The organism is Neisseria sp. HMSC064D07, assembly GCF_001837185.1.
Classification (GTDB): domain Bacteria; phylum Pseudomonadota; class Gammaproteobacteria; order Burkholderiales; family Neisseriaceae; genus Neisseria; species Neisseria flavescens_C.
Genome location: NZ_KV831706.1, coordinates 50,180 through 73,056, shown reverse-complemented (window position 1 = coordinate 73,056; position 22,877 = coordinate 50,180). Strand labels below are relative to the sequence as shown.

20 protein-coding genes are annotated in these 22,877 nt (G+C 52.5%); 3 read left to right on the top strand and 17 right to left on the bottom strand.

Annotated features, from left to right (window positions below; translation table 11 throughout):
* Positions 1 to 34 precede the first annotated feature (34 nt).
* The 10 genes from nuoF to truC all read right to left on the bottom strand — a co-directional run bounded on the left by nuoF (position 35) and on the right by truC (position 8,925).
* On the bottom strand, positions 35 to 1,330 hold the full coding sequence (nuoF, locus tag HMPREF2608_RS09255) for an NADH-quinone oxidoreductase subunit NuoF (protein ID WP_070826731.1): 1,296 nt from the start codon (positions 1,328 to 1,330) through the stop codon (positions 35 to 37).
* Positions 1,331 to 1,395: 65 nt separating this feature from the next.
* Positions 1,396 to 1,821 (bottom strand): hypothetical protein, encoded by a 426-nt coding sequence (locus tag HMPREF2608_RS09250; RefSeq protein ID WP_070826729.1) that lies wholly within the window; start codon positions 1,819 to 1,821, stop codon positions 1,396 to 1,398.
* Between the two features lie 40 nt (positions 1,822 to 1,861).
* A complete protein-coding gene (nuoE, locus tag HMPREF2608_RS09245) occupies positions 1,862 to 2,335 on the bottom strand; it encodes an NADH-quinone oxidoreductase subunit NuoE (protein ID WP_049332996.1) in 474 nt (157 codons plus the stop codon).
* The gene (gene nuoD / locus HMPREF2608_RS09240) at positions 2,335 to 3,591 is read right to left on the bottom strand and encodes an NADH dehydrogenase (quinone) subunit D (protein ID WP_070826728.1); all 1,257 of its coding nucleotides are present in this window, start codon (positions 3,589 to 3,591) and stop codon (positions 2,335 to 2,337) included. Before nuoD ends, nuoE begins: the two co-directional genes overlap by 1 nt.
* Positions 3,581 to 4,174 carry an NADH-quinone oxidoreductase subunit C gene (locus HMPREF2608_RS09235; RefSeq protein WP_070826727.1) on the bottom strand — a complete coding sequence of 198 codons (594 nt, stop codon included), beginning with the start codon at positions 4,172 to 4,174 and terminating at the stop codon, positions 3,581 to 3,583. The genes nuoD and HMPREF2608_RS09235 overlap by 11 nt, the downstream gene beginning before the upstream one ends.
* A gap of 12 nt (positions 4,175 to 4,186) precedes the next feature.
* Entirely contained in the window at positions 4,187 to 4,669 is a 483-nt protein-coding gene (locus tag HMPREF2608_RS09230; protein WP_002215610.1) for a NuoB/complex I 20 kDa subunit family protein, read from the bottom strand.
* A complete protein-coding gene (locus HMPREF2608_RS09225) occupies positions 4,660 to 5,016 on the bottom strand; it encodes an NADH-quinone oxidoreductase subunit A (RefSeq protein WP_070826726.1) in 357 nt (118 codons plus the stop codon). Before HMPREF2608_RS09225 ends, HMPREF2608_RS09230 begins: the two co-directional genes overlap by 10 nt.
* A gap of 334 nt (positions 5,017 to 5,350) precedes the next feature.
* A complete protein-coding gene (locus tag HMPREF2608_RS09220) occupies positions 5,351 to 6,808 on the bottom strand; it encodes an oligopeptide:H+ symporter (protein WP_070826725.1) in 1,458 nt (485 codons plus the stop codon).
* Positions 6,809 to 7,007: 199 nt separating this feature from the next.
* Positions 7,008 to 8,111, bottom strand: a complete 1,104-nt coding sequence (prfB, locus tag HMPREF2608_RS09215) for a peptide chain release factor 2 (RefSeq protein WP_070826724.1) — start codon at positions 8,109 to 8,111, stop codon at positions 7,008 to 7,010.
* A gap of 97 nt (positions 8,112 to 8,208) precedes the next feature.
* The gene (gene truC, locus HMPREF2608_RS09210; RefSeq protein ID WP_070826793.1) at positions 8,209 to 8,925 is read right to left on the bottom strand and encodes a tRNA pseudouridine(65) synthase TruC; all 717 of its coding nucleotides are present in this window, start codon (positions 8,923 to 8,925) and stop codon (positions 8,209 to 8,211) included.
* 141 nt (positions 8,926 to 9,066) lie between these two features.
* On the opposite strand from truC, the gene HMPREF2608_RS09205 reads away from it, so the two are divergent.
* A complete protein-coding gene (locus tag HMPREF2608_RS09205; RefSeq protein WP_003686578.1) occupies positions 9,067 to 9,795 on the top strand; it encodes an LOG family protein in 729 nt (242 codons plus the stop codon).
* 109 nt (positions 9,796 to 9,904) lie between these two features.
* On the opposite strand, the gene HMPREF2608_RS09200 is transcribed toward HMPREF2608_RS09205, so the two are convergent.
* Both HMPREF2608_RS09200 and sstT read right to left on the bottom strand, forming a co-directional pair.
* The gene (locus HMPREF2608_RS09200; protein WP_070826723.1) at positions 9,905 to 11,761 is read right to left on the bottom strand and encodes an ABC transporter ATP-binding protein; all 1,857 of its coding nucleotides are present in this window, start codon (positions 11,759 to 11,761) and stop codon (positions 9,905 to 9,907) included.
* A 227-nt stretch (positions 11,762 to 11,988) separates the two neighbouring features.
* Positions 11,989 to 13,212 (bottom strand): serine/threonine transporter SstT, encoded by a 1,224-nt coding sequence (gene sstT / locus HMPREF2608_RS09195; protein WP_070826722.1) that lies wholly within the window; start codon positions 13,210 to 13,212, stop codon positions 11,989 to 11,991.
* Between the two features lie 449 nt (positions 13,213 to 13,661).
* On the opposite strand from sstT, the gene HMPREF2608_RS09190 reads away from it, so the two are divergent.
* Positions 13,662 to 15,503 carry an autotransporter assembly complex protein TamA gene (locus HMPREF2608_RS09190; RefSeq protein WP_070826721.1) on the top strand — a complete coding sequence of 614 codons (1,842 nt, stop codon included), beginning with the start codon at positions 13,662 to 13,664 and terminating at the stop codon, positions 15,501 to 15,503.
* Between the two features lie 81 nt (positions 15,504 to 15,584).
* Positions 15,585 to 19,733, top strand: a complete 4,149-nt coding sequence (locus HMPREF2608_RS09185) for a translocation/assembly module TamB domain-containing protein (protein ID WP_070826720.1) — start codon at positions 15,585 to 15,587, stop codon at positions 19,731 to 19,733.
* Between the two features lie 239 nt (positions 19,734 to 19,972).
* Here HMPREF2608_RS09185 and HMPREF2608_RS11400 read toward each other — a convergent pair whose 3' ends face one another.
* The 5 genes from HMPREF2608_RS11400 to HMPREF2608_RS09165 all read right to left on the bottom strand — a co-directional run bounded on the left by HMPREF2608_RS11400 (position 19,973) and on the right by HMPREF2608_RS09165 (position 22,802).
* Positions 19,973 to 20,146: an anti-sigma factor family protein gene (locus HMPREF2608_RS11400; RefSeq protein ID WP_141745160.1), complete on the bottom strand. Its 174-nt coding sequence runs from the start codon at positions 20,144 to 20,146 to the stop codon at positions 19,973 to 19,975.
* Positions 20,147 to 20,158: 12 nt separating this feature from the next.
* Positions 20,159 to 20,737, bottom strand: coding sequence for a sigma-70 family RNA polymerase sigma factor (locus tag HMPREF2608_RS09180; RefSeq protein ID WP_070826719.1), 579 nt, complete (start codon positions 20,735 to 20,737; stop codon positions 20,159 to 20,161).
* Between the two features lie 142 nt (positions 20,738 to 20,879).
* On the bottom strand, positions 20,880 to 21,566 hold the full coding sequence (locus HMPREF2608_RS09175; protein WP_070826718.1) for an HvfC family RiPP maturation protein: 687 nt from the start codon (positions 21,564 to 21,566) through the stop codon (positions 20,880 to 20,882).
* Positions 21,556 to 22,398, bottom strand: a complete 843-nt coding sequence (locus HMPREF2608_RS09170) for an HvfB family MNIO-type RiPP peptide maturase (RefSeq protein WP_070826717.1) — start codon at positions 22,396 to 22,398, stop codon at positions 21,556 to 21,558. Before HMPREF2608_RS09170 ends, HMPREF2608_RS09175 begins: the two co-directional genes overlap by 11 nt.
* An 86-nt stretch (positions 22,399 to 22,484) precedes the next feature.
* Positions 22,485 to 22,802, bottom strand: coding sequence for an HvfA family oxazolone/thioamide-modified RiPP metallophore (locus HMPREF2608_RS09165; RefSeq protein WP_003686668.1), 318 nt, complete (start codon positions 22,800 to 22,802; stop codon positions 22,485 to 22,487).
* Positions 22,803 to 22,877 lie beyond the last annotated feature (75 nt).

The window sequence follows — 22,877 nt, the reverse complement described above, 5'->3', positions numbered from 1 at the left end:
TAATAAATAATTCTTTTAGAGGCCGTCTGAAAACTTAGCACCACTTATTCGGTTTCATCGGTCCGCCGTGTTCGATGTAATGCACAAACTCATCACGGAAATGCTTGATAAAGCTGCGGACAGGGAAGACGGCGGCATCGGCAAGGGCGCAGATAGTGCGGCCTGCCATTTGGTTACCGACAGAATCCAGCAGATCCAAGTCTTCCATGCGGCCTTTGCCTTCTACGATGCGGTGGACGATGCGGTAAAGCCAGCCCGTACCTTCTCGGCAAGGCGTACATTGGCCGCAAGACTCGTCGTAGTAGAAGTAGCTCAGGCGCTCAAGGGCTTTCACCATACACACGTCTTCGTCCATGACGATAATCGCGCCGGAACCCAGCATCGAGCCTGCTTTGGAAATCGAGTCATAGTCCATATTAGTCTGCATCATGATATCGGCAGGCAACACGGGCGCGGACGAACCGCCGGGAATAACGGCCTTGAGTTTTTTACCGCCGCGCATACCGCCCGCCATTTTCAGAACTTCGGCAAACGGCGTACCCAATGGCACTTCATAGTTGCCCGGACGCTCGACATGACCGGAAATACAGAATAATTTGGTACCACCTGCATTCGGAATACCTTTATCGGCAAACGCCTGTCCGCCGTCACGGATAATGAATGGAACGGAGGAGAACGTTTCGGTATTGTTGATGGTAGTCGGTTTGCCGTAGAGGCCGAACGAAGCAGGGAATGGTGGTTTAAAGCGAGGTTGGCCTTTTTTGCCTTCCAACGATTCGAGCAATGCGGTTTCTTCGCCGCAAATATATGCGCCGTAGCCGTGGTGGGCAAAGAGTTCAAATTCAAAATCCGAACCCAAAATATTTTTACCCAAAAAGCCTGCGGCACGCGCCTGCTCCAAAGCGACTTCAAAACGTTGGTAGCCTTCGAAAATTTCGCCGTGGATGTAGTTGTAGCCGGCTTTCGCGCCCATCGCGTAACCGGCAATAATCATGCCTTCAATCAGTGCATGAGGATTGAACATGATGATGTCACGGTCTTTAAATGTACCCGGCTCGCCTTCGTCGGTGTTGCAAACCACATATTTCTCGCCCGGGAAGGAACGGGGCATAAAGCTCCATTTCAAACCGGTCGGGAAGCCCGCACCGCCACGACCGCGCAAGCCAGAGGTTTTGACTTCGTCAATCACATCGGTTTGCGAGATGTTTTCGGACAGGATTTTACGCAGGGCGGTATAACCGCCACGTTTGACGTATTCGTCCAATGTCCAGCAATCGGGATTGGCGGTATCCACTTGGTCAAAAATCACGCCTGATTGGTAAATAGCCATTTTTGGTTTTGCCTAACTTAACTTTTAGGGTTTCTTTTTTATTTTCAGGTAACCGGAAAATTTATTTAGCGTACACGCTTATAATCATCCAATTTGATAATGCCATTTTTTTCTACAACTTTTACATCAGTAACGCCTTTGTGCCCCATGTCTCGATAACTCACACGGTACCAACCTTTATTTTTAATAATAGGCTGGATATTAGATAAAATACTCGTGCCGTCACCATCTTGCGCTTCTGTCCGTAGTTCCCAAGTGCCATAACAAGGAGCATCTTCACAATCATATTCAGCACTATAAGCACGTTCTAATTTTTTCAAAAAGCGAGATGTCCCGAAACGTTGCGCATCGACACCTAATTCTTCGTTACCAAAAACATACTGCTTATAAAATTGAGAAATAATTTCGTTGGCTTCACTATCTGTAAAATCTGCAAACGCATAATTGGTTGTAGCAACAAATAATGAAATAGCTAAAATAACTTTTCTCATAATTTAAAGCCTTCCTTATCGAAAAGTTTCAGACGGCCTTTTATTTCAGTTCGGCAAGTTTCTTGTCAATTGCTTCTTCGGTCATAAAGCTGCACATGCTGTGGTTGTTGACCAGCATGACCGGAGCGTCGCCGCATGCGCCCATGCATTCGCCTTCGACAAGGGTAAATTTGCCGTCGGGCGTGGTTTCGCCGTAGCCGATACCGAGTTTTTGTTTGAGGTATTCGCCGGTCGCCATACCGCCGCGCAGGGCGCAGGGCAGGTTGGTACAAACGGTCAGTTTGTATTTACCGACAGGCTCAAGGTCGTACATATTGTAGAAAGTAGCGACTTCGTAGGCTTGTGCAGGCGAGATGCCGATATAGTCTGCGACAAAGGCGATGGTCTCGGGAGCAAGCCAGCCTTTTTCAGTCTGGGCAATACGCAATGCGCCCATAATGGCGGAGCGGCGTTGGTCGGCAGGATATTTTGCCAACTCGATGTCAATTTGTTTTAAAGATTCTGCGGATAACATTATCGGTCAACCTCCCCGAATACGATGTCCTGCGTACCGATGATGGCAACGACGTCGGCCAGCATGTGGCCTTTTGCCATTTCGTCCATGCCTTGCAGGTGGGCGAAGCCGGGTGCGCGGATTTTCAGGCGGTAGGGTTTGTTTGCGCCGTCTGAAATGATGTAAACGCCGAACTCGCCTTTCGGATGTTCGACAGCGGTGTAGCTCTCGCCCTCGGGAACGTGCATACCCTCGGTAAAGAGTTTGAAATGGTGAATCAGGTCTTCCATACCTGTTTTCATTTCGGTACGTTTGGGCGGAGCGAATTTGTGGTTTGTGGTAATGACCGGACCCGGATTGACACGCAACCACTCGGAACATTGTTTGATGATGCGGACGGATTGGCGCATTTCCTCCATGCGACAGAGGTAGCGGTCGTAGCAGTCGCCGTTGACGCCGACTGGGATGTCGAAATCCATTTTGTCGTACACTTCGTAAGGCTGTGTCTTACGCACGTCCCATTCCACGCCGGAACCGCGCAACATCACGCCGGTAAAGCCTTTTTGCATGGCGCGCTCAGGAGTGACAACGCCGATGCCGACGGTACGCTGTTTCCAAATACGGTTGTCGGTCAGGAGGGTTTCAAGTGTATCGATGTTTTTTGGGAAACGTTCGCAGAAGGCATCGATAAAGTCGAGCATGGTGCCTTCACGGGATTCGTTGAGCTGCTTCAATACTTTGGCGTTACGGAATTTGCTGCTCTCGTATTTAGGCATGAAGTCGGGTAGGTCGCGGTAAACACCGCCGGGACGGAAGTAGGCTGCGTGCATACGCGCGCCGGACACGGCTTCGTACAAGTCCATCAGCTCTTCGCGATCGCGGAAGGCGTAGAGAATGGCGGTCATCGCGCCGATGTCGAAGGCGTGCGAACCGATGCCCATCAGGTGATTGAGGATGCGCGTTACTTCGGCGAACATGACGCGGATGTATTGGGCGCGGATAGGCACATCAATTCCGGCAAGTTTTTCTACCACCAAGCAATACGCCTGCTCGTTGACCATCATGGAAACGTAGTCCAGCCTGTCCATATAAGGCAGAGCTTGCAGATAGGTTTTGGTTTCAGCCAGTTTTTCAGTACCGCGGTGCAGGAGGCCGATATGCGGGTCGGCGCGGACGATGGTTTCGCCCTCCAACTCCAAAATCATACGCAATACGCCGTGCGCCGCAGGGTGTTGCGGGCCGAAGTTGATGGTGTAGTTTCTTAATTTATTGGCCACCGTAGTTCTCCTCACGGACGATACGCGGCGTGATCTCGCGCGGCTCAATGGTAACAGGTTGGTAAATCACGCGTTTTTGCTCTTCGTCGTAACGCATTTCCACATAGCCGGAAATCGGGAAGTCTTTGCGGAACGGATGTCCGACAAAGCCGTAATCGGTCAGGATGCGGCGCAAGTCCGGGTGGTTGTTGAACATAATGCCGTACATATCGAAGGCTTCGCGTTCGTACCAATCCGCGCTGTTGTAAATATCGACTACGGATTCGACTACGGGGAAATCGTCGTCTGAAACCCAGACGCGCACGCGGATGCGCTGATTGTTTTTAACAGAAAGAAGCTGACTGACAACGGCGAAGCGTTTGCCCTGCCATGCTTCGTTTTTGTAAGTGCTGTAATCGACACCGCACAAGTCAACCAGAAGCTCGAAATGCAACTCTTCATGGTCGCGCAATGCGGTCATGACTGAAATATAGTGCTCAGGCAGACACTCGACGGTAATCTCGCCCAAAGCTGAAATGACTTTGCTTGCTCGATCGCCAAGCACGCCGATGACGGTCTCGTATAAGTTTTGAATGCTTGCCATATCGTCCTCTCCTTACTCGTCACGCGCGATGGTGGAAGTGCGCTTGATTTTTTGTTGGAGCTGAATCAGGCCGTAGATCAGGGCTTCCGCAGTCGGCGGACAACCCGGCACATAAACGTCTACCGGCACGACGCGGTCGGCACCGCGCACAACGGAATAAGAGTAGTGATAATAGCCGCCGCCGTTGGCACACGAGCCCATAGACAATACCCAGCGCGGCTCGGCGAGCTGGTCGTATACGCGGCGCAGGGCTGGCGCCATTTTGTTGGTCAGCGTACCTGCCACAATCATCAGGTCGGCCTGACGTGGGGACGGACGGAAAATGATGCCGAAACGGTCAAGGTCATAACGCGCCATACCCGCATGCATCATTTCCACGGCGCAGCAGGCCAAGCCGAAAGTAACCGGCCACAATGAACCGGTACGCATATAGTTCAACACCGTATCCGCGCTGGTGGTGATGAAACCTTTTTTCAAAACGCCTTCTATTCCCATTCCAGCGCACCTTTTTTCCATTCGTAAACAAAGCCTACCGTCAAAACGACGATAAACACCAGCATAGACCAGAAGCCGTATGTACCCAATTCTTTAAATACCACTGCCCACGGCAACATGAACGCGACCTCCAAATCAAACAGGATGAAGAGGATGGCGACGAGGTAATAGCGCACGTCGAACTTCATCCTTGCGTTTTCAAAGGCTTCAAAACCGCATTCATAAGCCGCGTCTTTTTCGGCATAGTGACGCTTCGGGCCTAAAATTGTGCCGAGCAGAATAAACAGCACGCCGGCCGCAAGACCGACGAGGATGAATACGAGGACGGGAAAATAACTGGCCAACATGGTCGTACCTAACTGGTTGACAGACAAATCTTAAAAATAGATTACCATTTTATCGAATTTCAAAAGCCATTTAAAGGTAAATATCAGCAAATCAGCAAAAAAACCCTAATAAATTCAATAAAGTTATGATAACAATTCTTATTCTTATTTAATATTTCACAATTTTAATTTCAGTTTAATCATGTATCATTTAATTCGGATTTTCTGCCTGTCCGATTTACTTCAAAAATATGGAAAACCACCCTTTTCCAAACCTCAATAAAAACATTAGGCCGTCTGAAAACTGATTCTTTTCAGACGGCCTGTGTACATCACATTATTTTAAATAGAAAAATCAATCGACACCTTTGAGCATGCGATTCAATACCGGGGTAAGTACCAGCAGGATACCGCAGGTTACTGCGCCGATGGTGGCCAGCATCCAGTAGAAATCCAATGGCGACTGAGCATTGTAGTAGTCTTTAAACAACACTCCGCCCAAGGTAAAGCCGATGGACAATGCTAAGAAATTCAACGCAACCATTTGTGTTTTAAACATGCTCGGTGCGATTTTGGTGGAGAACGACAACGAAATCGGCGACAGCATCAACTCGCCTATCGTAATCGCCAGCAACACCAGCATAAACACGATAATCGGCATCGGGGTTCCGGATGAAATATACGGAATGAAACACAAATAAGAGACGCCGGTTACCAACATGGCCAGCGCAAACTTCAACGGCGTTTTAGGTTGGCGCTTGCCCATTTTCGTCCACACCGCCGCCATCACGCCGGAAAAGAGGACCACCCACATGGCCTGTATCGAATCTTTCCATGAAACAGGCACGGTAAAGCCGAAGAAAGTACGGTCCACCGTTTCGTCAAAATAAACCGTTGCAACGGTGTACACCTGAAACCAAACCGCCCAGAACATACAAATGGTCAAAAACAGCGGAATATAGGCCACAATATAGCGTTTATTGGCCGCTTCAACGTGACTGCTGCCCAGCAGGCGCGCGAAATAAGCGACGACGGTAACGATAACCACGCCCAAGAGCCAGCGGGAAAAGTTTTCAAGGGTGAGTGCGCCGGAAGCAATCACGCTGCCCAACACCAAAACCAGCAACACGCCGACAGCCATGGCGGTCTGCACCTTTTCAGGACGCAACGGATTGGGAACCGGCGTATGCGGCAGGTTTTTACGGCCGCGCGAATACCACAGCAGGCCGAATGCCATGCCGACGGCCGCTGCGCCGAAACCGTAATGGAAACCCATCCTGTCTTGCAAAATACCGGTCAACAACGGGCCTAAGAAGCCGCCGATATTGATGGAAATATAGAAAATAGAGAAACCGGCATCGCGCAATTCGCGCAGGTCTTCCCGTTCATACAAAGAACCGACCATCGAACCGGCAGACGATTTCACGCCGCCGCTGCCCAGCGCGATAAACACCAAGCCCAGCAGCAATCCCATCAAACCCGGCACAATCGCCAATAAAATATGGCCGGTCATCACGACGATGCCGGCGATAAACAGGGTACGCTCCGCACCCCAAATGCGGTCGGCCAACCATGCACCGAGAATGGTGGACAGGTAAACGCTGCCGCCGTACGCGCCAACGATACCGCCGGCCAAGGCTTTATCCATACCCAAACCGCCTTGACTCGCGGTGTAATACAGATAAATCAGCAGGATGCCCTGCATACCGTAGAAGGAAAAACGCTCCCACAGCTCAATATGGAATAGGGTGGATAATTGCAAAGGATGGCCGAAGAAAGTTTTCTCGGCAGAAGACAGCTTTTGACCGGACATTTAATAAGTTCTCCTAATATATCGGACAGGATCAGGCTTCAGACGGCCTATTGCACCTACCAATCATTTTTATAGAAACTATATATTACCGCCAATCTTTGCATTTGCAAAACATGTTTTAATATTTGCAAAATAATGTTTCTTTCAAACTGAAAAATGCCGTCTGAAATCTTTCAGACGGCATTTTATGTTTTACGGTTTATACGCCTTGTTTCAGGCTGGCTTCGATAAAGCCGTCCAAGTCGCCGTCCAATACGGCTTTGGTGTTGCCGACTTCGTAGCCTGTACGCAAGTCTTTGATGCGTGAGGAATCCAAAACGTATGAGCGGATTTGGCTGCCCCAACCCACATCGGATTTGCCTTCTTCCAATGCCTGTTTCTCTTCGTTGCGTTTGCGCATTTCCAACTCGTACAGTTTGGATTTCAACATTTCCATCGCGGCCGCTTTGTTGGCGTGTTGCGAGCGGTCGTTTTGACATTGCACCACAATACCGGTCGGCTCGTGGGTAATACGCACGGCGGAGTCGGTTTTGTTAATGTGCTGACCGCCGGCACCGGATGCGCGGTAGGTGTCGATACGCAAATCGGCCGGGTTGATTTCGATTTCGATGGAGTCGTCGATTTCGGGGTAAACAAACACGGATGAAAAAGACGTGTGGCGTTTGTTGTTGGAGTCAAACGGCGAATAGCGTACCAGGCGGTGAACGCCAGTTTCGGTGCGCAGCAGCCCGTAGGCGTATTCGCCTTCCACGCGGATGGTGGCGCGGTTGATGCCTGCGATTTCGCCGTCGTCTTCCTCAAGGATTTCGATTTTGAAGCCTTTACGCTCGGCGTAGCGGCTGTACATGCGGAACAACATGCCTGCCCAGTCTTCGGCTTCGGTACCGCCCGCACCTGCGGTGATATCGATAAAGCAGTTGTTCGGGTCGGCAGGCTGGTTGAACATTCGTTTGAATTCGAGGTCGGCCATTTGTTTTTCCAAACCGGCCACATCTTCCTGCACGGCGGCGAAACCTTCTTCGTCGTTTTCTTCGACGGTCATTTCGATCAGCATGCGGTTGTCTTCGATGCCTGTGGCGATGTTGTCGAGGGCCACCACGATGCCTTCGAGGATTTTGCGCTCTTTGCCGATTTCTTGGGCGCGTTTGGGGTCGTTCCAGAGTTCCGGGTCTTCGGAGAGGCCGATGACTTCTTCCAATCGGTCTTTCTTGCCCTGATAGTCCATATAGACACGGATGTCTTCGCTGCGCTTCTCCAAGTCGTTTAGGGTGTTGTTAAGCTGGTTGATTACTTCGGCTTCCATGATTCTTGTGTTCTTTCAAAATTTTAGGGGCGTATTGTAAGGGATTTGCCTGTTTTTTTCCATGACCGGGCCGTCTGAAAATGTGCAGTTTGGCTTTTCAGACGGCCTCGATTTTGAATTTTTCCATCCAAAGCCGCCAGTCGTTGTCTATCGGCGCTTGTACAGTCATCCGGCTGCCGTCTTCTATGCTTTGGAAACTGAGGCTTCGCGCGTGCAACATTAAGCGTTGCGTGCCGATATGTTCGGCAACGGCATGGTTTTGGCGCAAATCGCCGTAGTTGGTGTCGCCGACGATGGGGTGGAAAATGTGTTTCATATGGCGGCGGAGTTGGTGTTTGCGGCCGGTGTGCGGCGTGAGTTCGGTCCAAGAATAACGCGAGGTCGGATAACGCAGGGCAGATTGGAACGGCAACTCAGTTTGTGCCAGACAGCGGTAGGCGGTTTGCGCTTCCTGCAATGTGGCTTCGGTCTGCGCTTCGGCAATTTTGTCGGGCATATATTTGAGGGCGTAATCAATCAGGCCGTCTGAAGGCAGATGACCGCGAACAATCGCCCAATAGGTTTTTTCGATGGTTTTGTTTTCAAACTGCTGCGTCAATAACCGTGCGGCTTCCGTATCGAGGGCAAACAGCAAGACGCCGGAAGTCGGACGGTCGAGGCGGTGGACGGGATAGACGTGCTGCCCGATTTGGTCGCGCAGGGTCTGCACGGCAAAACGGGTTTCGTGTTTGTCTAACCAGCTTCGGTGCACCAGCATTCCGGCAGGTTTGTTGACGGCAACGGTGCGACTGTCGCGGTGGATAATATCAAGCATGGCAAAGCAGTAAAAATAAAAGCAGATATTGTAACGGGCTTTTGAAAATGTGGCAGGCACACTTGCCGCCGAAACCCAACTTTCAGACGGCCCGCCCCTTTCGGGTTACAATACTGTACATAAAAACACAAAGGAAAAGCCGTGAGCCTGCTCAAAAAACTGCCCAAACCCATGCTGCCCGACGAAACACGCCGCGATATTCAGGCGCGCGAGTCGTATCATGTATTGAAGATTATTTCCGAATTTGTCGAAGCCGGCGAAGAATTGCGCGCCATTCAGCCAGCCGTCAGCATTTACGGCAGCGCGCGCACGCCTGAAAACCATCCCGACTACGAGTTTACATTACGCTTGGCACGCAAACTGTCGGATGCCGGATTTTCCGTCATTTCCGGCGGCGGGCCGGGCATTATGGAAGCGGCCAACAAAGGCGCGTTTGCAGGCGCAAGTCCGGCGGTGGGGCTGAATATCGTGTTGCCGCACGAGCAAAAAGCCAATCCGTATCAGGATTTGTCGATTAAATTCCAACACTTCTTCCCGCGCAAAGTCATGTTCGTCAAACACGCCGTAGCATATGTCGTCATGCCCGGCGGTTTCGGCACGTTGGACGAATTGTTTGAAAGCCTGACCTTGGTGCAAACCGGCAAAACGCCTGACCGCCCGATTATCTTAGTGGGCAAAGCATTTTGGGCGGGTCTGTTGGACTGGATACGCGAGCAGTTGCTGGGCAGAAACCTGATTTTGGAAGAGGATTTGAACCTGATCCGAGTTATCGATGACGAAGACGAAATCATCGAAGAAATCTTCGCCCATTACGAAAACCGCTTGGAAGACTTGTCCGAACACCAAAATGCTTGGTCGCTGGGGCTGTAAAAAACTAAGGTTTCAACTGAAAAAGCGGTTATCCCAGCTGCCCTTTGCTTCATTAATAAAGGCCGTCTGAAAATGTTTTCAGACGGCCTTTTATCTTCTTTCAAAGCGTTTAATTATTTTCCCACTCGACATGCTCACTCAAGAAGCCGCCGCTTTGGTGTGCCCAAAGTTTGGCGTACAGGCCTTGTTTCTCGAGCAACTCGGTGTGGCTGCCTTCTTCGATGATGCGGCCTTTGTCCAAGACGATGAGGCGGTCCATCGCGGCGATGGTGGAGAGGCGGTGGGCGATGGCAATCACGGTTTTGCCTTCCATCATTTTGTCTAGGCTTTCTTGGATGGCGGCTTCGACTTCGGAGTCGAGCGCGCTGGTGGCTTCGTCAAGCAATAGAATCGGCGCATCTTTGAGCATAACGCGGGCGATGGCGATGCGTTGGCGCTGGCCGCCGGAAAGTTTCACGCCGCGTTCGCCAACGTGTGCATCATAGCCGCGTCGGCCTTTGGCATCGCTTAAGTTAGGAATAAAACCTGTGGCCTCGGCGCGTTCCGCAGCGGAAATCATCTCGGCTTCGGTCGCATCGGGACGGCCGTAGATAATGTTGTCGCGGACGGAGCGGTGCAGCAGGGAGGTATCTTGCGTCACCAAACCGATTTGGGCGCGCAGACTTTCTTGGGTAACGCTGTCCACGTTTTGGCCATCGATCGAAATCGTGCCGCTTTGCGGTTCGTAAAAGCGCAGGAGCAGGTTGACGATGGTGGATTTGCCCGCGCCGCTGCGGCCGATCAAGCCGACTTTTTCGCCGGGTTTGATGTTCAGATTAAAGCCGTTGAGGAGCGGTTTGCCTGCTTCGTAGGAGAAATCGACGTGATCAAACTTGATTTCGCCTCGGGTAACTTTCAGCGGCAGGGCTTGCGGTTTGTCGAGGATGGTGTGGGGTTTGGACAGGGTGGCCATGCCGTCGTTGACGGTACCGATGTTTTCAAACAACCGGGCGGATTCCCACATGATATATTGCGACAAACCGTTCACACGCAATGCCATGGCCGTGGCGGTGGCTACCGCGCCCACGCCGACTTGGCCGTGATACCAAAGCCAAATGCCCAAGGCGGTCGTGCCTACGGTCAGCGAGCTGTTGACGATAAAGCTGCAAGTGTGCAGCAGCGTTGCCAAACGCATTTGGGCATGGACGGTTACCATAAACTCTTCCATCGACTGCTTGGCATAAGCGGCCTCGCGCGCGCCGTGGGAGAAGAGTTTGACGGTGGCGATATTGGAGTAGGCGTCGGTAATGCGGCCGGTCATCAGCGAGCGCGCATCGGCCTGACGCGCAGCGGTTTTGCCGAGTTTGGGAATCAGGAAGCGCATAATCATCGCGAATCCAATTATCCAGCAGATAAACGGCACGATAAGCCAGGCATCGAATGAGGACAGAATCACGCCGGAAGTGATGAAGTACACCAGCACATACACAACCATATCGGCAACGGTCATCACGACATCGCGCAGCGCCAGCGCGGTCTGCATGACTTTGGCGGACACGCGTCCTGCAAATTCGTCCTGATAAAAGCCCAGGCTCTGCCCCAGCATCAGGCGGTGGAAATTCCAGCGCAGGCGCATGGGGAACACGCCTTGCAGGGTTTGCAGGCGCACACTGGACGCGAAAAAGGTCCAAACGGCAAAAAATGCCACCATGGCCATCATGCCGATTAAAGCATGGCCTTTTTCAACAAAAAGCGTTTGCGGCGTATACGTGCCGAGCCAGTCGACCACCTTGCCCATAAATTGGAACATCAAGGCTTCCATGATGCCGACGCCGACCGTAAACACGGCCAACACGGCAATCCATTTGCGCACGCCTTCAATGTTGCTCCAAATAAACCGCCACAACCCTTTTTCTGGCGTTTTCGGAGCCGCTTCTGGATAAGGGTCGATGCGGGACTCGAACCATGAGAATATTTTTTTAATCATTGTTTTTGCAAATGTGATAAGACGGTCAGGCCGTCTGAAAAGAGGTGTTCAAATACATTCAAGACTGTATTTTACGGGAAAAATCCAACTGATGACAGCGGATACCGTCAGTCCGACCAAACCAATCTATCGGCTTGACCATCTAAAAATCCCTTTGCTTTGCATAAAACAAAGGCCGTCTGAAAGTTTTCAGACGGCCTTTGCTGGATTTAGGTTAACCCTAAAAATTACTCTTTACGTTGACGACCTAAATCGGCAGCGGCAGTAAACAAAACGTCGGTGGAAGAGTTCAACGCAGTTTCTGCAGAGTCTTGAATCACGCCGATGATGAAGCCGACAGCAACCACCTGCATGGCCACATCGTTATCGATACCGAACAGGCTGCACGCCAAAGGAATCAGCAGCAATGAGCCGCCGGCCACACCGGATGCACCGCACGCGCTGACGGTGGCCACCAGGCTCAGCAGCAGGGCAGTGGCGAAGTCAACTGTAATGCCTTGCGTGTGCGCCGCAGCCATCGCCAAAACGGTAATGGTGATTGCCGCACCGGCCATATTGATGGTTGCACCCAATGGAATGGAGATAGAGTAAGTGTCTTCGTGCAGACCCAGTTTTTTCGCCAATGCCATGTTCACAGGGATGTTGGCGGCGGAAGAACGGGTAAAGAAGGCATACACGCCGCTTTCGCGCAGGCAGGTAAACACCAGCGGGAAAGGATTGCTGCGGATTTGCGTCCACACAATAATCGGATTGACCACCAAAGCGATAAACAGCATACAGCCGAGCAATACGGCCAACAGCTGCATATAACCGGCAAGCGCTTCAAAACCGGTTTCCGCAATAGTAGAAGATACCAAGCCGAAAATACCCAGCGGCGCAAAACGGATAATCCATTTCACAACCGTCGAAACGGTATCGGCCAAGTCGGCCGCCACTTGGCGGGTCGTATCCGAACCGTGATGGCGCAAAGCCGCGCCCAATACCAAAGCCCAAGCCAAAATGCCGATATAGTTGGCATTGGCCAGCGCGTTAATCGGGTTGGCCACCAAATTCATCAGCAGCGTTTTCAACACTTCGACAATGCCGGAAGGCGGCGCAACGGACACATCGCCTGCCGCACGCAGAATCAGCGTGGTCGGGAATGCCATACTGGCGACAACCGCCACCACAGCCGCGGCAAACGTACCGAAAATATACAAAATCAAAATCGGTTTGATGTGGGCCTGATTGCCTTTTTGGTGTTGCGCAATGGCGGCAGTCACCAAAACAAATACCAAAATCGGCGCGATAGCCTTAAGCGCACCGACAAACAGGCTGCCCAGCAGTCCTGCGCTGATACCGACTTGCGGTGAAACTGCACCCACAAGAATACCTAAAACCAAGCCGATGGCGATTTGTGCCACCAGGCTGACGCGATTGAGCGCGTTCAAAAGCGGATTGCCACTTGCCATATCCGTTCCTTCACAATTTAAAGATATGTTAAAAAAGTCTTACATTCTAAAATAAAAAATCATTTGTCGGCGAGGTTTTCATGCACACCTCACAAAAACAGCATTAAAGTTTAGCATTTATGACACAGTTGGCACTTTATGCCAAAAATACGGGTAAACCTGCTCAAACCCTACTTTAAAGTATACCCATACCGTTGCTTTACTTCTCTGTATCTTGCTTTCAGACGGCCTGAAATCTGCGCCATAAGGCCGAATACAAAGGTAACTTCATCAGTCAAAACACAAAAACATAAATATTACAATCAGATAGAAACAAACCAAAATCCGCCCTTAAGCCGCATTTTGCAACGTTATCGCACTAAATTTCCGTTTATAACCATAGCCTGAAACCTTGCAGAAATAATGTTAAAATCCCCAAACTGAAGAATTGTCGCTGTCGAACACACATCATGACCAAACTGACCTACCCTGTTTTATTTGCATCATTGGCGCTCGCCTACGGACACGCGTTGGCAGTAGATACTTCCGTTCCCAAAGCAGAAGACTACGAGGCTGTTCCCGAATCCGAAATGCCCAAGCAGCCCAAAGACGACCAAACAGGCAAACTCAAGCCCAAATTCCCCGTCAAAATCGACACCCAAGACAGCGAAATCAAAGAAATGCTTGAAGAATACCTGCCGCTGATTACCCAGCAGCAGGAAGAAGAGCTGGATAAAGAGCAGGTCGGCTTCCTCGCCGAAGAGGCGCCCGACAACGTCGAAACCATGCTCCGGACCAAAGGCTACTTCAACAGCAACGTCAATATTCAAGATCATGGCGAGAGCTATACCGTCAACGTCACCCCCGGCCCGCGCACCAAAGTCGACAACGTCAGCGTGGCCATCCTCGGCGACGTATTGAATGACGACAACTTGGCCGAATACTACCAAAATGCGATGGAAAACTGGCAACAGCCAGTTGGCGAAAACTTCGACCAAGACGGCTGGAGTGCAAGTAAAACCTCCGTCCTCAGCGCGGTAACACGCAAAAAATACCCTTTGGCGAAACTCACTACCACCCAAGCCACCATCAATCCCAATACCCAAAAAGCCGATTTGAACGTCATCGTAGAGAGCAACCGCCCCATTTACTTTGGCGAGTTCCAAATTACCGGCACACGCCGCTACCCTGAGAGCGTGGTTTCCGGCATGGCGCGCTTCCAACCCGGTTCGCCTTACGACTTAGACAAAATCCTCGACCTGCAACAGGCGCTCGAGCAAAACGGCCACTATTCCGGCGCGTCCGTACAAGCCGACTTCGATCAACTGCAAGGCGACCGCGTTCCCGTCAAAATCAACGTGACCGAAGTCAAACGCCACAAACTGGAAACCGGTATCCGCTACGACTCCGAATACGGAATCGGCGGCCGCATCGCCTACGACTATTACAACCTCTTTAACAAAGGTTATATCGGTTCCATCGTTTGGGACATGGACAAATACGAAACCACGCTGGCCGCCGGTATCAGCCAACCGCGCAACAACCGCGGCAACTACTGGACAAGCAACGTTTCCTACAACCGCTCGACCACGCAAAACCTTGAAAAACGCGCCCTGACCAGCGGTATTTGGTATGTCCGCGACCGCAACAATATCGATGCCCGCTTCGGCCTCGAATTCATTACCGAAGACCGCAAAGTCCCCGACACCAGCTACGATTTGGGTCGAAGCCATGCCACCATGCTGACCGCCTCATGGAAACGGCAAAGCATCGAAACCGAGCTGCACCCTCAAAACGGCTATTACCTCGACGGCAAAATCGGGGCAACTTTGGGCAAATTCCTCTCCTCCACCCAAATGGCACGCGCCACGGCACGGGCAGGCTATTTCTTCACGCCTGAAAACAAAAAACTCGGTACATTCATCGTACGCGGACAGGCAGGCTACGTTTATGCCCGCGAAGGCGAAGAAGTGCCGTCCAGCCTGATGTTCCGTACCGGCGGCGCAACTTCCGTACGCGGTTACGAACTCGACAGCATCGGCTTGGCCGGACCCAACGGCTCCGTCCTGCCGCAACGCGCCTTGGTGGTCGGCAGCCTCGAATATCAATTCCCGGTTACCAAAAGCTTCTCCGGCGCCATCTTCCACGATGTCGGCGATGCGGCGAGCAACTTCAAACACATGACCTTAAAACACGGTACCGGCTTGGGCGTGCGCTGGTTCAGCCCGGTTGCGCCGTTCTCCTTCGATATTGCCTACGGCCATCACGACAAGAAAATCCGCTGGCACATCAGCTTGGGCACAAGGTTTTAAAAAAACATACTCACCATCCATTCTTTCAGACGGCCTCAGCCATTTCAGGCCGTCTGAACAACAGACAAACAGAAAAATATCATGACCGATACTGCAAACACTTCCACGCCGTCTGAACAACAGCCCGCCCCGCCAAAGCGCAAAAAACGCCTGTTGCGCGGCTTTGTCCTGTCCGCCTTGAGCGTATTGACCGTTTCTGCCGGCGCAATCGGCTGGCTGGTCGGTACGGAATCGGGTTTGCGTTTCGGTTTGTACAAGATCCCATCATGGTTCGGCGTCAAAATCTCTTCGGACACACTGAAAGGCACGCTGATTGAAGGTTTTGAAGGCGACAAATGGTTGATTGAAACAGACGGTGCGGATGTCAAAATCAGCAGCTTCCGCTTTGATTGGAAACCGTCCGAGCTGTTCCGTCCGTCTTTGCACATTACCGAAGTCGTGGCCGGCGACATCGCCATTGTGACCAAGCGCACGCCGCCCAAAGAAGAAGAGCCTTCAAAAGGCCTGCCCGACAGCATAGACCTGCCCGTTACCACCTATCTCGACCGTTTGGAAACCGGCAAAATCAGCGTGGGCAAGCGTTTTGACAAGCAGACCGTCTATCTCGACCATCTGCACGCGGCCTACCATTACGACAAAAAAGAACACCGCCTCCACATCAAAACCGCCGATACGCCCTGGAGCAGCTCGACAGGCGCGGTGGTGCTCGGTTTGAATAAACCCTACGTCCTCAATACTGCCATCTACACCAAAGGCCAGCTTGAGGGCGAAACCATACACGGCACGGTGCGCCTGTGGGGCAGTCTGCAAGACGTGTACACCGACCTGCTGCTCGACGGCGACAACGTTCATTTGTCTGCCAAATCCACCATCCACCCATTCGCCGACAGCCTCAACGAAACCGTCGGCGAAATCCTGGTTAAAGGTTCCAACATCAATCCGCAGGCCTTCCTGCCCACCCTGCCCAAAGCGCGCCTGAATTTCGACGCCACCACCATTCCGTCCTTTACTGACGGCGTTGCGTTGGAAGGCTCGATTGACTTGGAAAACGACCAAGCCGGTTTTGCCGATGAAAACCATATCCCCGTCAAACGCATCCTCGGCGAATTCATCGTTGACGACAAAGGCACGGTCAAAATCGAAGACATCGGCGTCGGTCTGCTCAAAGACGGCAGCATTGATGTATCCGGCTCTATCGATACCGCCCAAGACCAGCTCAAACTCGCACTGGGCATCAACAATACCGGCGCAGACGACTTCGTCCGTCAAAACATTGCAGGCCGTCTGAACGGCAGCATCGACGTCAAAGGCGAAACCTCCTCCCCCGTCGTCAACTGGAATCTCGACAGCGGATTCGCGCGCACAGACGGCATGCTGTTTTTCCAAACCGACAAACAGCTCGGCCAGCGCACGCTCAAGCTCGACAAAGTCCGCCTGGTTCCGCAAAACGGCGGCGAACTCAACGCAAAAGGTTCGCTCGAACTCTTCAAAGACCGCAAACTGCAACTGGACATCGTCAGCAAAGCCTTCAACCCTGCGCGCATCGATCCGCAGCTTCCGCAAGGCAGCGTCAACGGCAACATCAACTTGACCGGCATACTGGCGCAAGAAAAATTCGCCGGCAAAATGCAGTTTGCACCGAGTACGCTCAACGGCGTTCCGCTCAGCGGCAAAGCCGACGTCGCCTATGAAAACAAACACCTCTCGCGCGCCCTGACCGACCTGACCCTCGGCAGCAACATCGTCAAAACCAACGGCAGCTTCGGCAAAAAAGGTGACCGCCTCAACCTCAACATTACCGCCCCCGATTTGTCGCGTTTCGGCTTCGGCTTGGGCGGCCTGCTCAACGCGCGCGGCTACATCTCCGGCAGTTTTTCAGACGGCCTCAAAACCCTTGAAGCCGATTTGAACGGCGAAGCGCGCAACTTCAAAGTCGCCGATACCGTCAACATCCGCACCCTCGACTTCAAGCTCAAAGGTTCGCCCGATACCAACCGTCCGTTGAGTGCCGATATTAAAGGCGAACACATCGCCGTCTCCGGCGGCGCGGCCATGATCGACAACGTCAACCTGCTCATCAGCGGCACCGGTTCTCACCACCACATCCGCGGCAACAGCAACATGGCGGTGGACAACAAACGCTACAAGCTCGACCTCGATGCCGCCGGCGGCCTCAACAAAGACCAAACCCAATGGAAAGGCACGGTTGACACGCTCGACATTAGCGGCGCGTTTAACCTCAAACTGCAAAACCGCCTCAACCTCGAAGCCGGCAGCGAACGCGTTTCCCTCAGCAGCGCACGCTGGGCGGCCATGGGCGGCAGCCTCAACCTGCAAAATTTCGTTTGGGACAAAAAAGCCGGCATTACCAGTAAAGGCAGCGCACAAAATCTGCACATTACCGAATTGCACAACTTCTACACCCCGCCCATCGAACACAACCTCATCTTGGGCGGCGACTGGGATTTGGCGTACAGTCAAAACGCGCGCGGCTTCCTCAACATCAACCGACAAGGCGGCGACATCATTCTGCCGAGCAAAGACCCGAAAAACAAACAGCCTTTGGGACTTTCCGCGCTCGCCCTGCGCACCCGTTTCCAAAACGGCCGCATCGACAGCACGCTGGAAGGCAACACCCGTTTCGGCAAAGTTGACGGCACACTCGGCATCGCCCAACAGTTTGGCAACAACATCAACAACGCCCCCGTCAGCGGCAAAGTCAATATCAGCGTTCCCGATTTGGGCTCGCTCAAACCCTTTATGCCGGCCACAGCCCAAGGCATTGCAGGCCGTCTGAACGCGACCGCCACCATCGGCGGCCGACTCGGTTCGCCCACCGTCAACAGCAACCTCAACCTCCAAACCAATTACGGCCGAGCAGACGGTACCGTCAACATCGGTCAGGGTACCAGCTTCGACACCGCCCCTCTGAGCGGCAAGCTCAACCTGAACGTTGCCAACCTCGAAGTCTTCCGCAATTTCCTGCCCGTCGGCCAGACTCTCAAAGGCCGTCTGAACGCCGCCGTCAACTTGGCAGGCCGTCTGAACGATCCGCAACTGAGCGGCCTGATTAACGGCGACAACCTCTATTACCGCCATCAAACCCAAGGCCTGATTCTCGACAACGGCGTATTGCGTTCGCGCCTGCAGGGTCAAAAATGGGTGATCGACAGCCTCAAATTCCACCGTGGCGGCACGATTGAGCTCAAAGGCGCGGTCAACCTTGCCAACGCCAACCCCGATGTCGACGTGGACATCGTCTTCGACAAATACCGCACCCTCTCGCGTCCAAACCGCCGACTGCAACTCTCCGGCGCGGCCAAAGTCCTCTACAATCCGGAAAAAGGCATATCGCTCAACGGCACGCTCAACACCGACTACGGCATGTTCGGTTCGCAAAAATCCTCCATGCCGACCCTCGACGACGACGTGGTCGTACTGGGCGAAACCAAAAAAGAAGCAACGGCCACCACGCCCATCAACATGAACCTTACCCTGAACATCAACGACAATGTCCGTTTTGTCGGCTACGGCGCAGACGTTACCATCGGTGGCAAACTGGCCATCACGTCCCGTCCGGGCGAAGCCGTCCAAGGCGTCGGTACCGTGCGCGTTGTCAAAGGCCGCTACAAAGCCTACGGTCAAGACCTCGACATCACCAAAGGATCGGTTTCCTTTGTCGGCCCGCTGACCAATCCAAACCTCAACATCCGTGCCGAACGCCGTCTCTCCCCGGTCGGTGCAGGTGTCGAAGTCCTCGGCAGCCTCAGCAATCCGCGTGTGACCTTGGTTGCCAAGGAAGCCATGAGTGAAAAAGACAAACTCTCCTGGCTCATCCTCAACCGTGCCAGCAGCGGCAGCGACGGTGACAATGCCACGCTCTCTGCGGCCGCCAGCGCGCTGCTTGCCGGCCAAGTCAACGACCGCATCGGCCTTGTCGATGATTTGGGCTTTACCAGCAAACGCAGCCGCAACGCCCAAACCGGCGAGCTCAACCCTGCCGAACAAGTCCTGACCGTCGGCAAACAGCTTACCAACAACCTCTACGCAGGTTACGAATACGGCATCTCCAGCGCCGAACAATCCGTCAAACTCGTGTACCAACTAACCCGCGCCATCCAAGCCGTTGCCCGCATCGGCACGCGCTCCTCCGGCGGCGAGTTGAAATACACCATCCGCTTTGACAACTGGTTCGGCAAAGACGAACCCGAGCCGGAAGAACAACACTAAAAGCCGTGAAAAAGGCCGTCTGAAATCTATCTTTCAGACAGCCTTTATCTTGTTCTACCGTATCAGAATCTTTCTCCCATGCCTCAAAAGACAAAGGACAACGGCGCAAGTTTGAAAACAAATACTGCTAAAAAAGTGAGTGGCAAACCATGGCTTATTCAAGGTTAGCGATAAATTAAGCAGATACAAAAAGGCCGTCTGAAACTGACAGGGGTGGGTTTCAGACGGCCTTTTTTGAATCATCGAAATATCTTGTGCATGGCGTTGCTGATTAATTCGAGCTGTTTCTTATATTCGCGGCAACGGGGGCAGAGCGACAGGTGCACGGCAAGGGCAATGCGGTTAAAAAGACTGAGACGCACTTGGTCTTGCTGTTTGGAAATCAGATCGGTTATTTTGCGGCATTTTTTCATGGCGTTTTCCTGTCAGGCATGGGAGAACCATTTGATTTGCAGGCACTGGCGCAAGGTTTCGCGCGCGCGGTGCATGATGGTGTGGTAGTTGGCATGGCTGATGCCGCATTGTTCGCGGATTTCATCGCTTGAAAAACCGAGAATTTCTTTCATGGTAAACACGCGGGCGGTGTTTTCCGGCAGATGGTAGAGGCAGGTCTGTAAAACTTGGTAGAACTCTTTATTGTTCAAACTGGCTTCGGGCGAGTCCCAACCCTGAGGCTGTCCTTCGTCCGTCCAATGCCCGTCGGCGACAAAATGTCCTTCAAAGGCTTCATCCAAGGCTTCCTCGTCGCGCGTGACGAAAACTTGGCGTTGCCGCCCGATTTGGCGCAGGCAGTCGGTAATTTTGTTTTTTAAGATTGCAAACAGCCAGCTGCTCACTTGGGCGCTGCCTTTAAAACCCTCGGCCGCACGGTAGGCGGAAAGCATGGTTTCCTGTACGAGGTCTTCCGCCAAATCGGGGCGGTCGGGAAGCTGGATATGGGCAAAGCGCAGCAGCAGTTTACGGGATTCGGCAAGCTCGGCATCGGTCAGTTCGGGTAGGGCCATAATGTATCAGAATGAAAGGAATGATCAATATACTTTTGATTTTACGCTGATACGGCAAGAGCATGCGATTGAATCTATAAACGATTTCAGTAGTATTTTTGTTTTACCGAAACCGACTGCGCCCGTTTCAGACGGCCTTGATTTATGCCGCAACCAAAATGCCCTGTTTCAGCCAATCCGTCCATTTCTGCCTTAATGCGTCCTGCCAAGCGTTTTCAGACGGCATGAACTCTGCCAGCATGGTTTGCAGGCCGTTTAGGGAAGTGGGCGTCTCTGCCAGCGTTTCCAGCAATAATGCGTCAAAATCGTCGAGCGTTTGATACATCACGTCGTCTTCCTTATCGCGCCACACCAAAACGGCAGTTTCCGCCTCCTGCAATTCGTCGGTCACATCATACGGATAACGGCGCACAAAGGCGGTGGGAGAAAGGGTATACGCTAAATCGTCTGAATCTGTATGGACTGCTTGGCTGTCGGTTTGAGCGGTTTCGGCGAGCAGCTGGGTGTGTTCAAAGTCCATCAATGCCAAGAGGTCGTCTGAAAGCGGCAGGCTTTGGCAATATCGGAGGAACTCGCCGGGGATTTCTTGAAAATAGGGCGTTTGGGCACGTGCGTCGCGGACGAAACCTTCTTTCAGACGGCCCCATTCTTCGCTGTCAAAGTAATGCAGCGTTTCGGTATAGCAGCGGTCGATAAAGCTGTGAATATTGTTGCGTATCAGGCGGATATAGACGTTCAACCGCTCTTGCGGCAATCCGGCGGCGGCTTTGCCTTCGCGTATGGCCTGGGCAAAGCGGTGTTGGTATTGGGCGGAGGTTTCAGGCTGCACGACGGTATTCCTTTCTGGCACGCGTTTGATAGTCGGCGATTTTGGCGACTTCGGCTTCGAGTTCGGCAAAAGGCGGGAAATTGAAATCGCGTTCCAACAGTGTGGGCGGAATTGTCGGCAGCTTGGCATAGGCCAGTTCGAGCAAGTCCCAAACCGTCGGCAAAACCGCCGCGCCATGCGTATCAATCAACAATTCCGGCGTTTCCACGTCGTGTCCGGCAATGTGGATATAGCACACGCGCTCTGCGTCCACATTTTCTAAAAAGGCTTCAGGCGACAACAGGCCGTGATTGACGGCGTTGACGTAAATATTGTTCACGTCCAAATGAATGCCGCAGTCGGCTTCACGGGCAACAGCGTTGAGGAACTCGACTTCGTTCATTTCGGCAAGCGGGGAATGCAGGTAGTAGGAGGTGTTTTCTACGGCGATGCGGCAGCCCAATCGGTCTTGCACTTCGCGGATACGGCGCGCGGTATGTTGCACCATTTCTTCGGTGAAAGGCAGCGGCAACAAATCGTAAAGATGACCGCCGTCGTGGCAATAGCTCAAATGGTCGGAGAAAAACGTGCAGTCATAACGGCGCATCATTTCTTTGATTCCGTCTATCAAGTCGGTATCCAGTGGGGCTTGTCCGCCCAATGACATGGATAATCCGTGCAACGCCAGCGGCAGCCGTTCTGCCACGCGGTCAAACTGTTTGCGCGCCCTGCCGCCCATTTTCAGCCAGTTTTCGGGGGCGGCTTCGATAAAGCGTATCGGGCTGTCGTCTGAAAGCGAGAGGAAGTCTTCCGCCAAGTCGCGGCGGTAGCCCAAGCCTGCATGTTGAATCATGGTGATGTCCTGTTATGGTGCCGTATGAACGACAAAGTCGCATTTTCGTTTATAAAATGCGACTTTGTTAAAGGTATATTGCAGGATTATTTAGAACCGCATTTACCTTCGCCGCATTTGCCTTCTACTACTTTGGCAGCTTTGGCTTTAGATGCTTTGCCTTTTTTAGCGTGAGTTTTTTCCACGGTTGAACCGCATTTGCCTTCGCCACATTTGCCTTCGCTTGCTTTAGAAACAGCGCTTGCACCGCATGAACCTTCACCGGCTTTAACCGCACCGCAAGAGCCTTGAGCAGATTTTTGAACACCTGCTTTGCTGCTTAACGGTTTATCAGCGGCAACAACGCCGGCAGCCAGAGACAGGGACAGTGCACCGGCCAGAGCAGCAGCTACATTTTTTTTCATTTTAACTTCCTTTTAAAAATATGGGTTTAAACAAATCAAGGGATAATATCGGGCATTTAAAGTCGGCCCGCGACC